Consider the following 20,221-nt stretch of genomic DNA (forward strand, 5'->3'; position numbering starts at 1 on the left):
AGTTAGATGTACTTTGGTTGATTATTTTTTATTGAGCAAAGGTCAACTTTTACATCTAGGTAAACTCGGAAATATCTTCCTTACATTCATCAGCTAAATAACATAAAGCCCGAAATCTTAAGCCAACTAACTGCTCATACACAGGATTCAGCTTACATAAAGGAGGAATATGAACGACTTTGTGACCAAAAAGTTTAATATCTCTCTCAAAGGGACATTGAGGGGGAATCATCTTACAAATAAATCTGGCTACACTGGGATCGTGAATATCCATCCCATCTAACCAGTCTTTGAGAGGATACAATAAATCGGGATGAGGGTGATCCGAACTCACCAAGGGGGCTGAATCGCCGATTTCTTGGGCTTGAGGATCGTCTTCATGGCCTTTACATAGAGTAAGTTCTAAAGACGCTAAGGCTTCTAATTTTAGCCCTAAAGCGTCGCTATATCGATGTAAGAGTTCAGCCTCTGGTGGAGAATAAACTCCATCGGCGATCGCTACTAACACTGCAGTCCTTAAAAAGTTTTCCCCTGTTTTGGGATCATTTCCTAAAATATCAGCCAACTCCTCTGGTTCAATGGATTGGTAGAGAACCACTTCTTGGTCATCGATGGCTAAATCTTTTGTTAAACTTGCGATTAACTGCTGTTCTTGAGGGTCATAGTCCCCATCACACCAAGCAATGGTCAATAAACCTCTTAACCAAGCTGAAATTTGTTCTTTTGTGTATGGAGATTGAGCTAGACTGGCCATAAGAATTTTTTAATCAACTTTTTAGGTGACTCACGGGGAACATATAGCTTCTGACGAAAGGGACAGGCAAATATTGATGATCTTTATCCCTATCCATGTTTGTTAGTTTAACTGTCAGAAATTTTATGTTCCCCTTTATTTTAGTTTAGCTTTTTATTTGACTAACCTTCAGTAATTTATTGAACAATCACGGGAATTCCTGTTTCTACTAATTCGTACAATTCTTTGACATCTCGGTTGCGCATTCTAACGCAACCATGAGAAACCGCTTGTCCCATGACGTGTTCTCCTGGAGTGCCATGAAATCCGATGTATTTGCCTTCTTCTCTCGAAAAACCAATCCAGCGTTCTCCTAAAGGACTATTGGGACCGGGTGCGCTAACCCGACCGTTCCAGGGGTTTTTCCATTGGGGGTTTTCCACCATTTCAATTACGGAAAAGTTACCTTTAGGGGTTTCCCATCCTCGTTTCCCAATAGCAACCCGATAGTTGGCAAGGACTTGATCATCTTGATAAACATAAACCCGACGTTCTTTGAGGTTAAGAACTACGTGTGTGGCCAAGTTTTTTTCGTTTTCCGCAGGAGTAGAAATGGCCGCTTCTTCTGTGGGTTGACTAACGGGTAATTCTATGGTCGGGGTAACTGGGGTTGTTTCGTCGGAGGCGATCGCTTTTTTGTTGATTCCTTCGACGGGTAAGAGTAAACTTCCACTAATAAGGGTGAGTGTGAGTAAAGAAAGAGATAATTTCATAGTTGTCAATTGGCGTAAAAATGACGAATGTTTAACAAAAAAAAAGGAGAAGAGTAACATAACTTCCCTGTATTCTAAAAGTGTTCTAAAAAAGGGTTCCCAAAAATTAGCACTCTCTTAATAGTTGTTTTTTTCATCTTTTTTTAATCTTTGCAAAGTAGGAGTTGTTTTAAAATACTCACGTATTGTTACGAAAAAGGAACGAATAACAAATCCTATCTATCTACTGTTATCGAAAAAGATAGAATTTATGACGGAATGGAGTAGAAGTATTAGGGGTTTAAACTTTCATAAATTAGTAACTTTTGCAAGGTTTCTATGGGAATTTGAGTAAAATACTTTCTTTTAAAATGTTCTTCTTCGAGGGTGTCTAAAAAAATTATTTGTGATAGATAATAATCTTCTGATTGGTCAGTTATTTCTCTAATTTCAATGGTTTCGGAAGTTTCACTGATTACAAAACCTATTTTTTCTAACAATTCTAACGCTAAATTTAACGTGCGATCGCTTAACAATAATTTTTCTTTTAATTGTTCTTTTGTTATTTCTTTCTGAGTACGGTTAATATATTTAGCAATACCGATTAATTTTTTGATAATTTCTGAGGAATTAAATGGCTGATAATAACCATAAGTTAGGGCTAAATTATGTTGATTTTTACAACTTTCTCGATATTTTTTTTGTAATTGATGCCAACTAATAGGACAAGTATTTAATTGTTCTACTTCTCGGTCTATTTTCGTAACTTCATCTTGATTTCTGTAGTCTATTAAACTAATTTGAGTTATTTGTAATGGCTCATTTTCTGCAACATTTAAACTTTCTCTAACTTCGATTAAACGGACTTCATAACTACCTTTTCCGTAGGTATTATAATCCAGTTCAACAATAGCATCACATAGTTTATCTTCCCCTTGGGGTAATTCTTCTTGATAGTGTTCCCACCAAATACCAGGAAACCCCTCAGCAACGGAACAATCATAAATATTAAACTTAGTTTTGATGTATTGAATTTTATTATCTTTAGCGTCTTTAATATTCCTATTTCCTAAACCTTCAAACCAACAATTTTGAATTAATAATCTAGGTACAGGGTTTCCCATTCCGTAGGGTTCTAATAATTTTAGTTCCCTAAATAAAGATTGACCTAGTTGAGAAACTGTTACCACTAAATCTGCTGTAATAGTTGAACTTAATGTATTAATATCAATAATTTCTTGTCTCAGTTGTTGATTAATACTTTCTCTAAATAAAGATAAATTTTCAACAGGTAAACTTAACCCTGCTGCAAAGGGATGTCCTCCAAAACGATGTAATAAATATTGTTGAGAAGCAACTAACTTATACAAATCTATATTATGAATGGAACGGGCGGAACCTCTGGCTAATTTAACATTATTTTCGCTCATATCTTCTGTTTCAGCCGTAGTTAATAAAATAGTTGGACGACTGTATTCTTGAGCAATTTGTCCTGCAACTAAGCCTAAAACACCACTTTGCCATTGGGGATCTTCTAAAACAATAACTTGAGTAGTTGACAAGTCTAACATTTGTAATTTTTTCTCTACATCTTTCTTGATATCCTTTTGTAAAGACTTACGACGAGTATTAGCTAATTCTGTGTCTAAAGCAAGTTTATAACAACGTTTATCATCTTTACTGGTTAATAATTCTACAGCAAAATGAGCGTCCCCTTGAATGCGACTAATAGCATTAATTCTAGGCCCAATACCAAAAGAAATATCCGTGGGTCGATCGCCACTTTTTTTACATAGTTTCAGTAAATAAGCAACCCCTGGACGAGTAGTATTAGTTAACTGTTTCTGTAACTTTTTTAATCCCTGCTGTGCTAAATAACGACAATCTCCTTTTAATTCTACTAAATCAGCAATTAAACCAATAGCCACCAAATCCAACAAATTTTCTAAAGGACTATTCGGTATTTCTGGGAAGGTTAAATATAATGCTTCAACTAATTTATAAGCTACGGCAACACCCGATAAAGAAAATAAAGGATGTTCCTCAACAAAATAACGAGGATTAATTATAGAAATTACTTCTGGTCGTTCATCGGGTAAAGTATGATGATCGGTAACAATAATATCAATACCTAAAGAATTAGCATAATTTATCTCTTCCAAATTAGTGCTTCCCGTGTCACAAGTGACAATCAAATTTGTTCCTTCAGCAGCTAATTTTTTAATTCCTGGAATATTTAAACCGTGGGACTCTTTAGAGCGATTAGGAATATAATAATTAAGTTGTAAATGAGGAACCAAAAATTGTCCTAGTCCTTCCCATAAAACGCTAGTTGAGGTAATTCCATCCGCATCAAAATCTCCCCAAATAGTTACTTTCTCTTGATTATCTATAGTAATTTTTAGCCTTTCTATAGCTAATTTCATCTCATAACCAAATTCAAAAGGACTCAAAGGTTGATAATAATTACTATCTAAATAACCTTGTAACTGTTCTCGGTTTTGAATACCTCTCTGCCATAATAGTTGAGCAGCATAATTACCTTGAGAATTAGCACAATATTTATTAACACAATCAATAAACCAAGACGGTAAAGAAATAAGTGGTAAAACTTGCCACTGACATTGAATATTATCCATTAATAACTATTTTTAATTAAAAATTAAGATTATTGTTCCTACTATTGTTTTTATTTTAGCATCAAAAATTACTTTGAACCTTTTGATACACCCTCCAGTCTAAAGAGACGAATTAAGCCATAGAGCAACCATGAAGGTGTTAGCAGACAACCCTGCCAATGCAAAAGAAATAGACTTAGTGCTTCGGTGTCAAGAAGGAGATACCCTTTCCTTCCAAGAATTATACCGACGCTATCAACAACGAGTCAGAGCAACTCTCTATCAATTATGTGGTAGTGAAGTGCTTGACGACTTAGTACAAGAAGTATTTATGCGAGTGTGGAAAGGTTTACCAAAACTAAGAGAACCCTCTTATTTTTCCACTTGGGTGTATCGTATTGCTTGGAATGTTGCCACAGATAAAAGACGAAAATTTGCCCAAAACTTATCTGTCAATGATGATGGTACAATATTAAATATTATGCCATCTCGCCCCGAAGATACACCGGATTTAATGCGACTTCATTATCAAGATTTAGTCCAGCAAGGGTTACGAGCATTAAGTTTAGAACATCGTGCTGTTTTAGTGTTACATGACTTAGAAGATGTACCGCAAAAAGAAGTTGCTCATATCCTAGAATTACCTATTGGTACTGTTAAATCTCGTTTATTTTATGCCAGAAAACAAATGCGTAAGTTTTTGAAAGAACAAGGAGCTTTATAATGTCTCAATTCCCGAAAGATGATCAAGAATTAATCTACTTTCTGCAACAATATCGTCCCTTACCACCACCAGCAGACTGCGACTTGGAAAAACAAATCTATATTAGGGTTTCTCATGAATCCCAACATCGTAGATATCCTAAATTGAGATGGTTAGTTCCCACTATTATTACAACAAGTATCTTAGGAATATGGGGAGCTTATAATCTGATTAAACCCTCTGAATATGAACAGTTTGTTTATCAATCTCAAACAATTGAAACAGCAGAAACAGAAAATTTTATGGTCAGCACCTGGGAAGAAACAATCAATACATCTCCTTGGGAAAATCAAGATCAATCTGTTTATTATCAATGGATTTCTGCTGATAATATTGATAATCAATATTTAAGCTCACAGCCTTGAATTGTTACCATTTAATCTATTAATAATCAGTAAGAGGAACCATGATTTCTAGAGAATTTGCCTTAATTGTAACTGTTCTAACCCTTGGTATTGGAGGAACTATAGCCTTAGCTAGTTCTTCTAACGAACCTTATTCATCTGTCTTACTTTCCGAAACAAAAATTTTGGCTCAAGATGAAGAAACTCAATCTAGAAGAAATAGAAGAAGAGAGAGAACAGAACAATTTCAACAAGCATTAAATCTTAGCGATCAGCAAATGCAACAACTGGGTGAAATCAGGAAAAAATATCGCCCTCAGATGCAAAATTTAGCACAACAAATGCAAGCAAAATCCCAAGAATTAAATCGGATGATGCAAGGAAATGCATCAGAAAGTGACCTAAGACGTAAGCATCAAGAAATTGCTAATCTTCGTCAACAAATGGGAAAAATACGTTTTGAAAGTATGTTAGAAATGCGAACAATTTTAAATACAGAACAACGTCAAAGACTTGCTCAATTTTTACAGCAACGTCGTCAAGCAAGAGGTAGAAATCGTCCTAATTTACCTAATAATTAATAATTATTAATTACCGAAGTGTAATGATATTAAGATATGAAATTGGGAATCTAGAATTGAAAAATTATGATTGAACTATTACTTGATTCTAAATTCTTAATTTCCTGTTTGTATTTATAATTGTAATTCCGAGTAAGAAAGGGATATTATTTAAGTAAATAACTAGAAAAAATGCTCAAACAGACTCAACTATGATTAATTATAATTATCTTGCTAATTGTTATCTTCGTTAAACAAATCAATCCTGTCTCAGCTAGTGTTGAGAACCGTTTACGAGGAGAAATTAATCGCTTACAAGCTAGAGTTAGTCGCTTAGAAAGCGCAGTTACTAACCTAAGACAAGGTTCAAATAACAATAATAATATCCCTCCATTGAACCCTTCACCCCAAATAGTTGACGGTGAAATTATTGGAAGAAGTGACCCCTTATTTGAACGGTTATCTACCCTCGTGATAGAATTAAAAGAAAGAGTCATGGACTTAGAAAAGCGGATTAATCAATTAGAAAAATAGAGATTTAACTAAAATTAACTGAAAAATTTTAATAATTCATATTGGTGAATTTACCTAAAATTGTGTTAACATATAAAGAAATTTTTAAAGATAAATTACTATAATAAAAATCATGATTTCTTGGAAAGATTTAATCAAATCATACCGTAACTATAGACAGATTGCTATCTTTTCCATTTTACTCTCTGGAGCTTTAGAAATCATTGATTTAATGGTTCCTTATGTTACAGGACAAATTATTAATGTTCTCTCCTATCAACCTATCGATAATATCTTACAAAATTTAGTTAATTTGCTGGCTAATATCACAAATATTCCTAATAATCGAGTATTCTCTTTAGTAATTTTGTTAGGAATTATCTGCTTAGTAACAGTAGTTCGTTCCCCTATTCAACCCTGGTTAACCGATTGGTTTCACTGGGAGATTGCCTTTAAAGTTCGTCAAGAACAGTTAAAAGATACAGTAAGAAAAATACTAACTTTACCTCTATCTTTTTATGATGAATATAACCCTGGAAGGATTACTAATCGTATTGCTAAAGGAGTAGAAAATCAGTTATGGACTTATCCAGAAATTGCTGGACAATTAATACCTAAAATAATTAGAGTTTTGGGTATTTTTGTAATAATTTTACTAATTGATTGGAAAATATCTGTTATTTTTATAATATCATTTACTCTAATTCTGATTTTTAGTATAAAACATTTAAGCAAGATTTTAATACAGGAAGAACTACTAGACAAACATAGTGAAACTACCCAAAGTTTAACTTCAGAACTAATTACTAATATAAGAACAGTTAAAAGCTTTTCTACAGAAAGAAGAGAATTAAGACGACAAGATAAAAGATTAGATAGAGAATTAAAATATATACTATTTCGTATTCATAAAGAATATGTAAAATTAGTAACTTGGCAAAAAACAGTAATTCAATCTTCAGTATTTTTAATCCTTGTATATAGCTTAGTTATTACAGTCCAAGGTTATATTTCTTTAGGTCATTTTATCACCCTAATTACCGTTTCTAGTATGGCCTATGCGGAATTAGACCCCATCACCCAACTAGCAGAAATTTTTGCCCGTCGTTACAGTTCCATGAGTCGCTTTCATGAATTTTTACACAGTCCATCAGGGGAAGACGCAGCAATTTTAACCCAGCAATCTATTAACCATAAACCCTATCAATTTACAGGCAAAATACACTTTAATAATCTATCCTTTGCTTACCACGAAAATAATTGGGTTTTGCAGAATATTAACCTTTTGATTCATCCCTATGAAACCGTTGCCATTGTTGGAAAATCAGGATCAGGAAAATCAACTTTAATTAAACTATTATTACGGTATTTTCAGTCTACTCAAGGACAAATTTTAATGGATGGACAAGACATTAAAACCCTAGATATAGTTCAATATAGACAACGTTTAGCAATGGTTCACCAAGAAGTAGAAATTTTTAATGGAACCCTCTTAGATAACTTAACTTATGGCAATAGAAGTGTTAGTTTTGAAGCAGTAGAAACAGCCAGTAAAATCGCCAGAGTTGATGAATTTATCAACCAATTTCCTCAAGGTTACTACACAATTGTTGGAGAAAGAGGAGTCCGTTTATCAGGAGGACAACGCCAAAGAATTGGTATTGCTAGAGCATTAATTGTTGAACCTGATGTATTAATTTTTGATGAAGCTACTTCGAGTTTAGACTACGAATCAGAAAAACTAATACAGTTAGCTATGTCATCTATTTTAGGCACAAGAACCACCATAATTATTGCTCATCGTTTAAGTACCGTCCGAGAAGCAGATAAAATTGTCGTCTTAGACGATGGAAAAATTGTTGAAATAGGAAATCATCAACAACTTTTAGAACATCAAGGTATTTATCACCGTTTACATTCCCTACAAGAAACAGGAGAATTGTCTTAATTAAAACAAGTTCCTTATTCTGCCTTTCAATCTAGAAGTATAATCCTTATGATTGAGCATTTCTAAGATAAGCTAAATTCTCTCGCATAATAACCGTCTTAGGATTATCAAACCCTAATGTTTCTTCTGCAATAGCTACCGCTTCAATAAATAAGGGTTCTGCTTCTTGGTATCTTTCTTGGTTACCGTAGAGACTAGCTAAATCATTTAAACTGGTAGCTACATGAGGATGGCGATCGCCTAATATTTTTTTTGTCAAGGTTAAAGATTCTTTATACAATAGTTCAGCTTTTGAGTATTTTCTTTGGTCACTGTAGAGTCGAGCTAAACCATTTAAACTGAAAGCTACATGAGGATGGCAATCACCGAATATTTGTTTCCTCAAGGCTAAAGCTTCTTTGTGCAAAGGTTCAGCTTCTGGGTATTTTTCTTGGTTATGGTAAAGTTCGGCTAAACCATATAAACTGTCAGCTACATCAGGATGGAGATCGCCTAATAATTCTTTTCTTAAAGCTAAAGCTTTTTTGTACAAAGGTTCAGCTTCTAGGTATTTTTGTTGGTTATAGTAAAGTCCTGCTAAATTATGTAAACTGATAGCTACATTAGGATGCCGATCACCTAATACTTCTTTATGCAAGGCTAAAGCTTGTTTGTACAAAGATTCGGCTTCTGGGTATCTTCCTTGCTTATCGTAGATGAGGGCTAAATTATTTAAACTGTCAGCTACATAAGGATGGCAATCGCCTAATATTTCTTTTCTCAAAGCTAAAGCTTCTTTGTACAAAGGTTCAACTTCTAGATATCTTCCTTGCTTATAGTAAAGTCCTGCTAAATTATTTAAACTGTCAGCTACATAAGGATGGCAATCGCCTAATATTTCTTTTCTCAAAGCTAAAGCTTCTTTTAGCAAAGGTTCAACTTCTATGTATCTTCCTTGGTCATAGTAGAGTATAGCTAAATTATTTAAACTGCTAGCCACAGAAGGATGACGAGAGCCTAGTATTTCTTTTCTCAAGGCTAAAGCTTCTTTGTACAAAGGTTCAGTTTCTGGGTATCTTCCTTGCTTACGGTGAAGTTCTGCTAAATTATTTAAACTGCTAGCCACAGAAGGATGACGAGAGCCTAATATTTCTTTTCTCAAGGCTAAAGCTTTTTTGTACAAAGGTTCAGCCTCTGGGTATCTTCCTTGGTTAACATAGAGTTTAGCTAAATCATTTAAACTGGTGGCGGTATCAGGATCGCGATCACCTAAACGACTTTTCAACAATTTTACATTTTGTTCATACCAAGGTAAAGCAGTTGCATAGTTGCCTTGTCCTTCATAAAATCGACCTAACCTATTATTGGCAGTAATCAAATCTTCATCTTTAACAGATAATTGTCGTTGCTGTTGGTATATTTTAATATACGATATCTCTTCATTATTTGCTTCGACAGTCTCAATGTTTAAACATAAATCTTTTGCCAATGCTTCCAGATGAATAATAAAAGGACTAAGGCTGTTAACTTGTTCTAGGGTAATACCATAATCAATACTCCTAGCAATATAAATCAACGCATTAGTAACAATAGACAATAGTTCAAACCGTTCCTGTTCGGCTAAGTTTTCTTTTAAAAAGAGATGAACTAATGCATGAATTCTATAGTTAACGCTGTCTGTCTCATTTTTATCTTGGAGTTGCAAGACGTGATATTTAATCAGTTCTTTTTTCCCATTATTTAACTGCCGTTTCTTCAGAGAAAGAGGTTGACGTACTTCTTTAAACTCTTCTGCGATCGCAGTACGTTCTACTATTTTCCAAATAATATCTTGAGGAGCAAAAGCAGACAACAATAAAGCGGTTTCTTGGGCGTAGGATGATAGTTTTGACCAAGTTAACTCAAAAGCTGCTTTCACCCCCCTTGTAGCTGCATTAAAGGTGGGTTTATTACGCTGTAATGCCTCATCTTCTAACCCTAATTCCTGGAGTTCTTCTAAAATATACTCACAGGAAAGATCGGGGTCACTGTGTAAATATCCCCCGACTAATTCTACTCCCAGAGGCAAGTATTCCAGCCATTGACAGAGTTTTCTGGCATCTTCCTCCTGATTTTTCATTCGGGGGTCATCTTTGCCCACAAGCTCTTTTAATAGGTCAAAAGCTGCGTCGGGTTCCAGTACATCTAAATAACGGGTGACAACTTGCGTGGGTAACTCCCTTATTCTGGTAGTAATAATGACCCCAAACCCTGGTATTTTCGGGATAACTTCACCGAGATGATTAATATTCGTAATATCATCAAAGACCACTAAAATAGGTTTCTTGATGGGTGAACCACCGTTCACCCCTACACCATGAAACTCTTGCCAACAGTAGTCTATCTGTTCCACAATAGAAAGACTTTGATACTCTTGCGGAATCTTGATCCCCTGATTGATGCAATAATTAATGACATCGACGCGAATATCACCGATAGACTCTCTTATCCAAGCGATCGCCCTATAATCTTTCTTATATTGTGTAGCGTACTGTGTCGCTAACTCCGTTTTGCCAATACCTCCCATTCCTGCAACCGCAGATACAGCTACTGCGTTCTGTTGCGCAACAGTATCATGCAGCCAGTTTAACTCATCTTCCCTACCCACGAAGTAAGGAGAAGGACTATTAGGGATATACTTTAGAGGAATTTGTTTTACCTGCTTCCCATCAGGCGAATCCTTTCAAGAAGGTGGGTTATTATAGCTAATATTAATGGTGTTTTTATCACCTTGAATATTGGGTGCTTTACTTTCCTTGATATAATTAACAACACCACCAGACACATTCCAGTTTTCCCCTTCAACTGTGCCAATATTAATGATTTGTCGGGCTAAAGTTTGTAATTCTTCCAAAAATTTCGGGTCTTCTAAATCATTTAGATAATTAACAATGGGAGTAATATCTTTTGTTTTTTGTGCTTCTACCGCTTTAAAAGCTTCTTCAGTTTTAGCATTTCCTCGTAGTCTACTCCAAATTTTTTGACGTAGTTCTTCTATTTTCTCTAACCCTCCCTCAGTAAACTTCTCGACAGTTGTTTCGAGAAATTTTGTAAAGGCTAAAGTTACAATTACAGTGGTTGTGATTGGTTCCATTGTCTTAAGTGGTTGGACTAAATTAAATATAATGGCAACTTAGGTTATAGTAATATTCTATTCCCCTTTTTTGCTTCAAAACATAATATAATTGTCAAGCAATCGAGAAAAGGGAAATATTATGTCAACTGTCGCCCCACCCCTCAACGAACAAGTTGCCATCGTTACCGGAGCATCACGGGGTATCGGTCGAGCGATCGCCCTAGCATTGGGAACCCTGGGTTTAAAAGTAGTGGTCAACTATGCCAGTTCCAGCGATGCAGCAGACGAAGTGGTTAAACTAATTACAGAAAACTCAGGAGAAGCGATCGCAGTTCAAGGAGATGTCTCTAAAAGTGAACAAGTAGACAACCTGATCAAAACCACCCTAGAAAAGTTTGGGCGCATCGATATTTTAGTTAACAACGCAGGGATCACCCGTGATACCCTCTTAATGCGCATGAAACCCCAAGACTGGCAAGCGGTGATCGATCTCAACCTAACCGGCGTTTTTCTCTGTACCAAAGCCGTCACCAAACCCATGTTAAAGCAAAAAACTGGGCGTATTATCAATATTTCCTCAGTAGTTGGGCAAATGGGCAACCCTGGCCAAGCTAACTATAGCGCAGCCAAAGCTGGCGTAATCGGTTTAACCAAAGCAGTAGCCAAAGAAGTTGCTCCTCGTGGTGTTACTGTTAATGCAGTGGCTCCGGGCTTTATTGTCACCGATATGACAGAAAAAGTTAAAACCGAGGATATTCTTCAGTTTATCCCCTTGGGAAGATTAGGAAACGCCGAAGAAGTAGCAGGAATGGTAAGATTTTTAGCAACTGATCCAGCCGCCGCTTACATCACAGGACAAGTTTTCAATGTAGATGGTGGTATGGTGATGGCCTAAACTCTCTTAACCCCAATATCGCAGAAAAGTCCCAATAATCCTGAACATGATAGAGAATAAGCTCTTAAATCAAGCACTGCTTCCAATTCTAGTAGTAGTTATGCTACTTTTGAGCGCACCCATGGGAATTACCCTAGCCAATCCTAGCACGGCTGAAATTACTTATCGTGGTGTATTTGATTGCTTCGAGCAAAGTTTGAGCTATCCAAAAGATGGAAGTAAACCCGTTTTTTGTGAACCCTCTGCTATCATTCAAGCTGGAAATCAGTTATATATAGCAATAGACAGGCTAGTTAGGACACATAAATTATATTTTAAGGGAACAGGGAACAGGGAACAGGGAACAGAAAAATGTCCTAATAGCTTTGGCGACTGCTATATAGCCTCTGATAAGGATATTCCTGGTGCATCTTCTGTCATGACTGCTGAACTCGACGGCAACATTCTCAACCGCACTGGATACGTAGAAGTTCCCAAAGTTAAACAACAGAGTAAAGCAGAAGATTTCGCCCTTGAACAAGGAAAGGGCAACCGTGTCTTTTTAACCTCTGGTTTTGACCGCGTATTTCTTGACGATGCTAGTAAAGATTCATACAATACCCTCCTAACCTGGGAAGTAGGCAAAGAGGAGAAAGCACAAGTTATGGAACCCACTGGTTTTCCTGCCAGTTCCTTGAGTCTTCGTCCTCGTTTTCTACGTGCTTTGACCACAGAAAAATTTCCTTCAGGGGCCCCTTACTGGAAAGTAGAAGGATTGGCTATGATACCAAAAGGAAAAATGTTATTTGGAATCCGTGAACTGGGAACCAACTTCAAGGATTTTGACTACACCCTGGAATTAGTAGCTAGTGAGTGGAAAGGCAAAAACCATCAGCATTTGGGAAACTTTAAGAGGGTTTACAAATATGATCCCCAAACTCATCCTCAAATTGATTTTCCCGTCGGGTTATCCAGTGTTGCTTGGGACAAATATCATCAACAACTTTTGATCACCACTTCTTATGAATTAGGGGACAGGGATACAGATATTGGAGCTTATCTCTGGACTTTATCCCTCGATGATTTAGAAGCGCAAAAACCGCCCACTCTAGTAACTAAAAGTAACGGAGAACCATTACTCTTTGCTCATAAAACCGAAGGTATTATCGCTCTATCAGCAACGAAATTGTTAGCTATTCATGATGATGATCGGGTTGTGGGAGATTCCCAAATTGACTATCCTGAGCGTGAATTTTTCCGTGAGCGGTATCAAGGTGCTTACTCTTTAGTGGAGTGGCGTTAAGATACAGAAAACACTACTTCCATTGGCAGCTATGGGTGATTATAAGCGATCGCCAACAACTATTATCAATTAAGTTTATTTACCGTTGAGAAAAACTATGTATCAAAAAATTTTAATCGCTTTAGATATGTCTAAGATGGCAGAAACTGTCTTTAATCACGGTTTATCATTAGCCAAACAAGAACAAAATTCACAACTATTACTATTACATATTCTCTCAGCAGAAGAAGAAAATAGTCCTTTACCCGTTCCTTCTGATCTTACAGAAATGTATCCCGCAGCCGGCAATGATTTAACCCTAGAAACCTGGAAAGAACAATGGGAAGCTTTTGAAATAGCTGGAATCAAAATGCTAGAATCCTATCAAAATCAAGCAACAAAAAGCGGTGTTACTACAGAATTTCAACAAGTTTATGGTAATCCTGGATCAAGAATTTGTAAAGTAGCTAAAGAATGGCACGCTGATGTTATTGTTATGGGCCATCGGGGACTTTCCGGACTCCAAGAATTTTTCTTAGGTAGTGTTAGTAACTATGTTTTACATCATGCCCCTTGTTCAGTATTAATCGTTCAAAGTAAGTAACTAAAGTATTCTCCCAAAAATGAGCGATCGCGGAGCAAAAGATTTTTTACCATAGTGTCAATTTTGTTATCTAAGTGGGAATACTAAGAAGCAAATATACATCAAAATAATTTGGGAAACGAATCAAATGCTCAACACTCACCAACATAGTGTTTTAACTATCTTACTGATGCGTTTTAATATTGAACCATTAGAAGGAATAAAAATTTGCGAAAGATGGTTACAAGATCATTCTCAAGAAAATTGGACAACCATTTTAAGATTACTAAAAAGTAATAATCTTACTGTAGTTAATAGAGAGTTAAAACCTATTAGTAAATCTTCCAACTCAGAGCAACCAAAAATAGTTCATAAATATAGAGGTGTCGAGATTCAAAGTAAACCCTCTCAAGCAAAAGTTAAAGAAACCAATCAATCCTCTGGAAAAAAACGTCGATATAGAGGAGTTGAATATTAATTTTTAACTATTAATTTAGTACATATTGGTAAGCATTTAGCTACTTATTTCCGTAAAATATCAGCTTAAGAATAACTCTATATAAAGATTATTTTAAGCCTGATATATTTTGGTGCTTATATAGCAATAGACAGGTTAGTTAGGACACATAAATTGTATTTTAAGGCAACAGGCAACAGGCAACAGGCAACAGAAAAATGTCCTAATAGCCTTGGCGACTGCTATACTAAAAAATGCTTACCTCGCTCTTTTGGGCAAAGTAAAAAAACAAAAAGAAGAAGTAGCAACTTAGACAGAAAGAGTGAGGGAATTATTAATCATTAAAACTTCCTTGTATTTCTAGTTGAATAATATCCTCCAACCGACCCGATTGTTTTAACTCGATAATCTCTAGATCCAACTGTCGAGCTAATTGATTATCTAAGGGTAAAATAAAAGAATAATCTTCAAAAGTAATAGCTAAATTAGCAATTTTAAAAGGTGCTGTAGGATTCTGATAGAGATAATATCTTAGAGCAGGAACATCAAAAAGAAACCCTTCAGCTTGTCCCGATTTTAAACGCTCAATTGCCTGTTCTAAATTAGAAGAAGGTAATAAACGCGCTTCATAGGTTTGCGCCCATTTTTCTCCAGTTGTTCCCGATACAACAGCAATTTGCTTGTCTCTCATATCCTCCGGTTGGCTAAATTCCTTGATGACTTCGGCAGATAATAATAATGTCATAACTGTAGCAATACCTGCGGTTAAAGAGGAAGCAGCTACCATAGTAATTAACATCCATAAACTGGTAACAACCTTACCCATTTTAGTAACAGGAGCTTTATCTCCATAACCAACAGTCGTTAAAGTTACTAAAGCGAACCACATTCCATTGCCAACTCCGCGAATATATTGTTTAGGAAACTGTTCTGGATTGCGTCGAGATTCCGCTAACCACATTAAATTTCCCACAATAAAAAGGATTAAAAATAAACCTCCCACAGAAGAAATAACCGCCACTTGAAAAATAGGACGAATTCGTCTCCAAACTGAAACACTTTCTCCTGAAACTAATAGACCAATTTCTGCATTAAAATAAGGTTGAGTAAAAGTAACTTTTCTGAATCTTTCTGTTGTAATACTAATCGGTCCAATTAAAACATCTAACTCTCCAGCCACAACCCGATCAATGCCTACAGTTATCCCTGGTTGAGGGATTAAACGATATTGAAGATTAATATTAGCAGCAATTTCTTGCCATAATTCAACACTAATTCCCTGAAAGTTTTTTTCATTATATTGAGCAAAAGGAGGAGAACCCACTACTCCTACTTTTAAAGGAGGTTTTTCTACAGTGGACTCAGTTTCAGCCAGCAAAATACTGGAAAAAGGAGAACAAATAAGCAGGCAAATAGTTAATATAAAACGACAAAACATTATAGCAACTTAGAAAAAAGACAATAAATGATAATATGATAACTTGAGGAGATTACAACAAATTGGGACTTGTGATAGATTTGTAGAATAGAATTAATTGGGACGGGTAGCACCGTCATTTGATTTTTGGAGACTAGACGATGACTATCGAAGGATGCTTGCGAGTTGGCCAAGCTGCACCCGATTTTACGGCAACAGTTGTTATTGATCAAGAATTTCAGACGAAAAAGCTTTCTAGCTACCGTGGTAAGTATATTGTCCTCTTTTTCTATCCCTTGGATTTTACCTTTGTTTGCCCCACAGAAGTCATAGCCTTTAGCGATCGCTACGAAGAATTTGCTAAGATCAATACAGAAGTATTGGCGATTTCTGTTGATAGTGAATTTTCCCATCTCGCCTGGATTCAAACCCCTCGCACAGAAGGAGGAGTAGGAGATGTGGCCTATCCTTTAGTCTCTGACCTAAAAAAAGAAATTAGTACAGCCTATAATGTACTTGATCCAGAGTCTGGAGTAGCTTTACGGGGCTTATTCATTATCGATAAAGAAGGTATTATTCAACACTCAACCATTAATAATCTTTCCTTTGGCCGCAGTGTAACCGAAACCCTACGCACTCTCAAAGCTATCCAACACGTTCAAAATAATCCCGAAGAAGTTTGTCCAGCAGACTGGCAAGAAGGGGATAAAACTATGATTCCTGACCCCATTAAATCTAAGATTTATTTCTCAGCCGTCTAAAATTTTTTAACTGGAATCTAAGTCCCAAAAACGCTATAATCGTAAGACGGATAAAATCATTATCCTAACCACCAGGGTTGGCCGAGCGGTTTAGGCAACGAACTCAGTGCGACCAGCACATTTCCACCCCTTGTAGGTGAAAGTCCTACCACCATGTCAGATGGTGACTCCAAGTTACACTTCTTAGGTCTGACCACACTAAGGAGAGAAGCAAGTAACAAAACTTTACATGAGGATTAGTCCAATCCAAAGTAAAGCTTGGGAGTTCATAAGGTTAACGAAAGTGAACCTACGTCGGAACTACGGTCAAGATGCAGCAGTGAAAAGGACTGATACACTGCGTACAAAAGTACAATGTAGCAGGGTATAACCCATGTTGAGAAGTGGGAATCTGACAACCAAGACTACACCGTAGAAAGTAGGAACCTAAGTGGACGAAAAGGATGGAAACAAAGTCTGGGGAACCAATCCAACCAATACCTACATTAGTGGGGAGTTAGGTCAAGACTCGGTTGGAGAGGGAAGGAACTTATCTCAAGCTAAAGCCTCGTTGTAATGGCGATGGATATGCTCAAAGATAAGTGGCTACGTTAGAACGAATCAACGATTGAACTAATGTCTAAGGCTCAAGAAGCAGAATGGGTACAATTGGATTGGGGTAACATCCAATACAAAGTATCAAAGTTACAATCGAAGATTTACGAATCATCTCTCAAAGGTGATAAAAAATCTGTTGTTAAATACCAGAAAATCCTGATAAACTCCCATAACGCTAAATTGTTAGCAGTTAGAAGAGTCACCCAGGATAATCAGGGGAAAAGGATAGCAGGGATCGATGGTCAAACAGTTATCAGTAATGATGAACTCATCAAATCAGCAGGAACCCTAAAACTAGATGGAAAGTCACAACCACTGAGAAGAGTAGAAATACTTTCAGATAAAGGTAAAGTTGGAAATCTAGAAATCCCAACCATAGAAGATAGAGCCAAACAAATATTAGCAAAGTTAGCTCTTGAACCAGAATGGGAGGCAAAATTCGAGCCAAACAGCTACGGATGGAGACCAGGGAAAAACTGTCAAGATGCGGTAAAAGCCATCGAATTGCAAATCAGAAGAAAACCTAAGTTTGTCTGTCAAGTGGACATCTCTGGTTGCTTTGATAAGATCAAGCATTCAGCGATTCTCGAAAAGTGTCGAACTTTTCCAATTATGGAACGCCAAATCAGAGCATGGCTCAAAAGCGGTGTAATGAATGATGGTGTATTCCATAAAAGCGATAAAGTAACACCCCAGGGAGAGGTAATTTCACCTCTACTGGCGAATATCGCACTAAATGGAATGGAAGAACATATATCAGAGAAATTTCCTACGGAGAAAACCAAAATTGGTAAATCAGAGGGAAAAATCAAAGAGATATGTGAGGCCAGACTGATTAGATATGCTAATGACTTCGTTATCTTCCATGAGGAAGAACAAGTAATTATCAAAGTAAAAGAAGAGGTGGAAGCATGGTTATCACAAAGAGGATTAACCCTCAATCCTGAGCAAACCAGAATAGGTCATACCTTGATTGAATATAATGGAGAAAAACCTGGATTAGAGTTTCTGGGATTTAGTATCAGAACCTTTAAGGTTGGAAAATACAAATCTGAGAAAAAAGCTAACGGGGAACCATTACTCACTTTAACCAAAGTAAAACCTTCCGAGAAATCGATTAAAAGGTTTACAAAAAGAGTTAAAGAGATATTAGATCAAGGACATGATAAAAAACCCAAACTAATGATAAATCGACTGAGTTGGTTGATTAGAGAATGGGCAAACTATTTCAAAACAGGTAGTCATTCATGGGAAACCTTCCAAGAATTGCAATACCATCTTCTGAATAAACTGTACCTAAACTGGGGAAAAAAAAGATTCTCAAAGAAAGGATTAGGGTACATCAGTAAAAAAATATTCCATCCATCGAAAACCAGTAAATACACTTTTGGTTGGAAAGAGAATGGAAAAACTTATACTGTACCCACCCTATATGAGTTTCCATGCACACCTTATGTCAAAGTCCAAGGGAATAGAAGTCCTTATGACGGAGATTGGGAATATTGGAACGAGAGAATGATTAATCACCCAGAAACCCCCAAAGATATAGCAAGCGGTCTCAAAAAACAGAAAGGTAAATGCTATTTATGTAACATGAACCTAACTGTTGAGGATAAGATGGAAATCTATTATAAGAATGGTGACCGCAAAAACAACAGAAAAGACAATAAATTTGTAGTACATAGTTATTGTCGGGATTATCACCAGAAGATGACGGTATCTGAAGAGATATTGGGCGTAGCTTGAAGCTGTATGCGATGAAAGTCGCACGTACAGTTTTGCAGCCGAGTTATTCGAGTAATTGGATAGCTTAGGTAACTAATTCGTGCTAGGCAGGTTCAACTCCTGCACCCTGGACTTTTTAGGTAAATCATAAATAAACGGCGTTTTTCGCCGTTTTCATAGCTTTTGTTATTAACACACTTACTTTTTAGTGAAAGAGTTGTGGTTGACAAACAGGGCAAAAATGTCCGAAAATGGTCTAATGAAAGGAAATGAGTTTATTAGGAAAATTAAGAAATTAGCAAGAAAACGAGGGATTGAGGCTTATGTGGATAAAAAGCGGGGAAAAGGAAGCCATGTCACTCTATACTTTGGGGAAAGATTAACAATTGTTAGAAACCCGTCACAGGAACTCAAGACAGGCACAATCAAAGCGATGTTAAAACAGTTAGATTTAGACGAAGATGACATTATCTAGAGGTATGACAATGAGTCGGTTTTGCTACGGAGCTAAATTAACTCCTGAAAGTGATGGTGGATGGGTAGTTACTTTGAGAGATATACCAGAGGCCATCACTCAAGGTGATGATGTAGAATCGGCTTTAGGGGAAGCCAGTGATTGTCTAGAAGAAGCGATCGCAGCCCGTATTGACGATCAACGAGAGATTCCTATTCCATCAATCTTAACTGAGGATGAATACAAGGTTTATCTTCCCATTCAAACTGCCCTTAAAGCATCCGTTTATCTTGCTATGAAAGAATCTACCCTTTCTAAAGTACAATTAGCTTCTTTGCTTAATGTTGATGAAAAAGAAGTTCGCAGAATTCTTGATCCTCATCATCGTACTAAGCTTCCTACCATAGAACGGGCTTTAGAAGCTTTAGGTCAACAAATTTCCCTTACTATTAATTCTACTCATTCTTAATTTTTCGGCAATATTAGTTATGATCTTTTGAGATACTCCCACCACTAATTGCTCCGCGCTTGTGTAGCAATATAGTGGGGGATTCTCTCGGTATCACTACTAGAGATTCCTTGTTCAACGAGACAACTTAGATTATCAATGTTGCCATTAACAACCCAGAGGTCGGACTCTCCCAAGGCTATGGAGTCGGTTTCGATATGCCCTACCGTACCGTTGAGATAATTTCCCAAATATTTCAAACCCCTTTTAAGTATATTAATTGCTGCGTTATGATCCC

General features: G+C 36.5%; 19 protein-coding genes and 1 pseudogene. 13 read left to right on the forward strand and 7 right to left on the reverse strand.

The window, feature by feature from the left end; all coding sequences use genetic code 11:
- Positions 1-55: 55 nt before the first annotated feature.
- The 3 genes from QNJ66_RS01455 to recJ all read right to left on the reverse strand — a co-directional run bounded on the left by QNJ66_RS01455 (position 56) and on the right by recJ (position 4,124).
- Complete coding sequence (locus QNJ66_RS01455) at positions 56-754, reverse strand: Mo-dependent nitrogenase C-terminal domain-containing protein (RefSeq protein ID WP_300502343.1); 699 nt, start codon at positions 752-754, stop codon at positions 56-58.
- Positions 755-930: 176 nt separating this feature from the next.
- Entirely contained in the window at positions 931-1,506 is a 576-nt protein-coding gene (locus QNJ66_RS01460) for a L,D-transpeptidase (RefSeq protein ID WP_300502346.1), read from the reverse strand.
- A 272-nt stretch (positions 1,507-1,778) separates the two neighbouring features.
- The gene (gene recJ, locus QNJ66_RS01465; protein ID WP_300502348.1) at positions 1,779-4,124 is read right to left on the reverse strand and encodes a single-stranded-DNA-specific exonuclease RecJ; all 2,346 of its coding nucleotides are present in this window, start codon (positions 4,122-4,124) and stop codon (positions 1,779-1,781) included.
- Positions 4,125-4,254: 130 nt separating this feature from the next.
- Here recJ and QNJ66_RS01470 point away from each other — a divergent pair, with 130 nt between their 5' ends.
- The 5 genes from QNJ66_RS01470 (at position 4,255) to QNJ66_RS01490 (ending at position 8,231) form a co-directional block, all read left to right on the forward strand.
- Entirely contained in the window at positions 4,255-4,827 is a 573-nt protein-coding gene (locus QNJ66_RS01470; protein ID WP_300502350.1) for a sigma-70 family RNA polymerase sigma factor, read from the forward strand.
- Complete coding sequence (locus QNJ66_RS01475; protein WP_300502352.1) at positions 4,827-5,231, forward strand: hypothetical protein; 405 nt, start codon at positions 4,827-4,829, stop codon at positions 5,229-5,231. Before QNJ66_RS01470 ends, QNJ66_RS01475 begins: the two co-directional genes overlap by 1 nt.
- A 41-nt stretch (positions 5,232-5,272) precedes the next feature.
- Positions 5,273-5,791, forward strand: a complete 519-nt coding sequence (locus tag QNJ66_RS01480; RefSeq protein ID WP_300502354.1) for a Spy/CpxP family protein refolding chaperone — start codon at positions 5,273-5,275, stop codon at positions 5,789-5,791.
- Between the two features lie 210 nt (positions 5,792-6,001).
- Positions 6,002-6,304: a hypothetical protein gene (locus tag QNJ66_RS01485; protein WP_300502356.1), complete on the forward strand. Its 303-nt coding sequence runs from the start codon at positions 6,002-6,004 to the stop codon at positions 6,302-6,304.
- 112 nt (positions 6,305-6,416) lie between these two features.
- Positions 6,417-8,231, forward strand: a complete 1,815-nt coding sequence (locus QNJ66_RS01490; RefSeq protein ID WP_300502357.1) for an ABC transporter ATP-binding protein — start codon at positions 6,417-6,419, stop codon at positions 8,229-8,231.
- 46 nt (positions 8,232-8,277) lie between these two features.
- On the opposite strand, the gene QNJ66_RS01495 is transcribed toward QNJ66_RS01490, so the two are convergent.
- On the reverse strand, positions 8,278-10,857 hold the full coding sequence (locus QNJ66_RS01495; RefSeq protein ID WP_300502358.1) for a tetratricopeptide repeat protein: 2,580 nt from the start codon (positions 10,855-10,857) through the stop codon (positions 8,278-8,280).
- Between the two features lie 75 nt (positions 10,858-10,932).
- Complete coding sequence (locus QNJ66_RS01500) at positions 10,933-11,343, reverse strand: hypothetical protein (RefSeq protein ID WP_300502359.1); 411 nt, start codon at positions 11,341-11,343, stop codon at positions 10,933-10,935.
- Positions 11,344-11,464: 121 nt separating this feature from the next.
- Between QNJ66_RS01500 and fabG the strand changes: the two genes are divergently transcribed.
- The 4 genes from fabG to QNJ66_RS01520 all read left to right on the forward strand — a co-directional run bounded on the left by fabG (position 11,465) and on the right by QNJ66_RS01520 (position 14,542).
- Complete coding sequence (gene fabG, locus QNJ66_RS01505; protein WP_300502360.1) at positions 11,465-12,220, forward strand: 3-oxoacyl-[acyl-carrier-protein] reductase; 756 nt, start codon at positions 11,465-11,467, stop codon at positions 12,218-12,220.
- Positions 12,221-12,320: 100 nt separating this feature from the next.
- A complete protein-coding gene (locus QNJ66_RS01510) occupies positions 12,321-13,502 on the forward strand; it encodes a hypothetical protein (protein WP_300502361.1) in 1,182 nt (393 codons plus the stop codon).
- A gap of 97 nt (positions 13,503-13,599) precedes the next feature.
- Positions 13,600-14,085 carry a universal stress protein gene (locus tag QNJ66_RS01515; RefSeq protein ID WP_300502363.1) on the forward strand — a complete coding sequence of 162 codons (486 nt, stop codon included), beginning with the start codon at positions 13,600-13,602 and terminating at the stop codon, positions 14,083-14,085.
- 127 nt (positions 14,086-14,212) lie between these two features.
- On the forward strand, positions 14,213-14,542 hold the full coding sequence (locus QNJ66_RS01520; RefSeq protein WP_300502365.1) for a DUF4278 domain-containing protein: 330 nt from the start codon (positions 14,213-14,215) through the stop codon (positions 14,540-14,542).
- A 313-nt stretch (positions 14,543-14,855) separates the two neighbouring features.
- On the opposite strand, the gene QNJ66_RS01525 is transcribed toward QNJ66_RS01520, so the two are convergent.
- A complete protein-coding gene (locus tag QNJ66_RS01525) occupies positions 14,856-15,959 on the reverse strand; it encodes a transporter substrate-binding domain-containing protein (protein ID WP_300502367.1) in 1,104 nt (367 codons plus the stop codon).
- A gap of 140 nt (positions 15,960-16,099) precedes the next feature.
- Between QNJ66_RS01525 and QNJ66_RS01530 the strand changes: the two genes are divergently transcribed.
- The 4 genes from QNJ66_RS01530 (at position 16,100) to QNJ66_RS01545 (ending at position 19,944) form a co-directional block, all read left to right on the forward strand.
- Positions 16,100-16,699: a peroxiredoxin gene (locus QNJ66_RS01530; RefSeq protein WP_300502369.1), complete on the forward strand. Its 600-nt coding sequence runs from the start codon at positions 16,100-16,102 to the stop codon at positions 16,697-16,699.
- Between the two features lie 615 nt (positions 16,700-17,314).
- Positions 17,315-19,042: a reverse transcriptase domain-containing protein gene (locus tag QNJ66_RS01535; RefSeq protein WP_300502371.1), complete on the forward strand. Its 1,728-nt coding sequence runs from the start codon at positions 17,315-17,317 to the stop codon at positions 19,040-19,042.
- A gap of 220 nt (positions 19,043-19,262) precedes the next feature.
- Positions 19,263-19,496, forward strand: coding sequence for a type II toxin-antitoxin system HicA family toxin (locus tag QNJ66_RS01540; RefSeq protein ID WP_300502373.1), 234 nt, complete (start codon positions 19,263-19,265; stop codon positions 19,494-19,496).
- A 10-nt stretch (positions 19,497-19,506) separates the two neighbouring features.
- Complete coding sequence (locus QNJ66_RS01545) at positions 19,507-19,944, forward strand: type II toxin-antitoxin system HicB family antitoxin (RefSeq protein ID WP_300502375.1); 438 nt, start codon at positions 19,507-19,509, stop codon at positions 19,942-19,944.
- A 44-nt stretch (positions 19,945-19,988) separates the two neighbouring features.
- On the opposite strand, the pseudogene QNJ66_RS01550 reads toward QNJ66_RS01545, so the two are convergent.
- Positions 19,989-20,221: pseudogene (locus QNJ66_RS01550) on the reverse strand (RNA-guided endonuclease TnpB family protein); the annotation flags it as partial.

It is taken from the genome of Crocosphaera sp. (assembly GCF_030064895.1).
Classification (GTDB): Bacteria; Cyanobacteriota; Cyanobacteriia; order Cyanobacteriales; family Microcystaceae; genus Crocosphaera.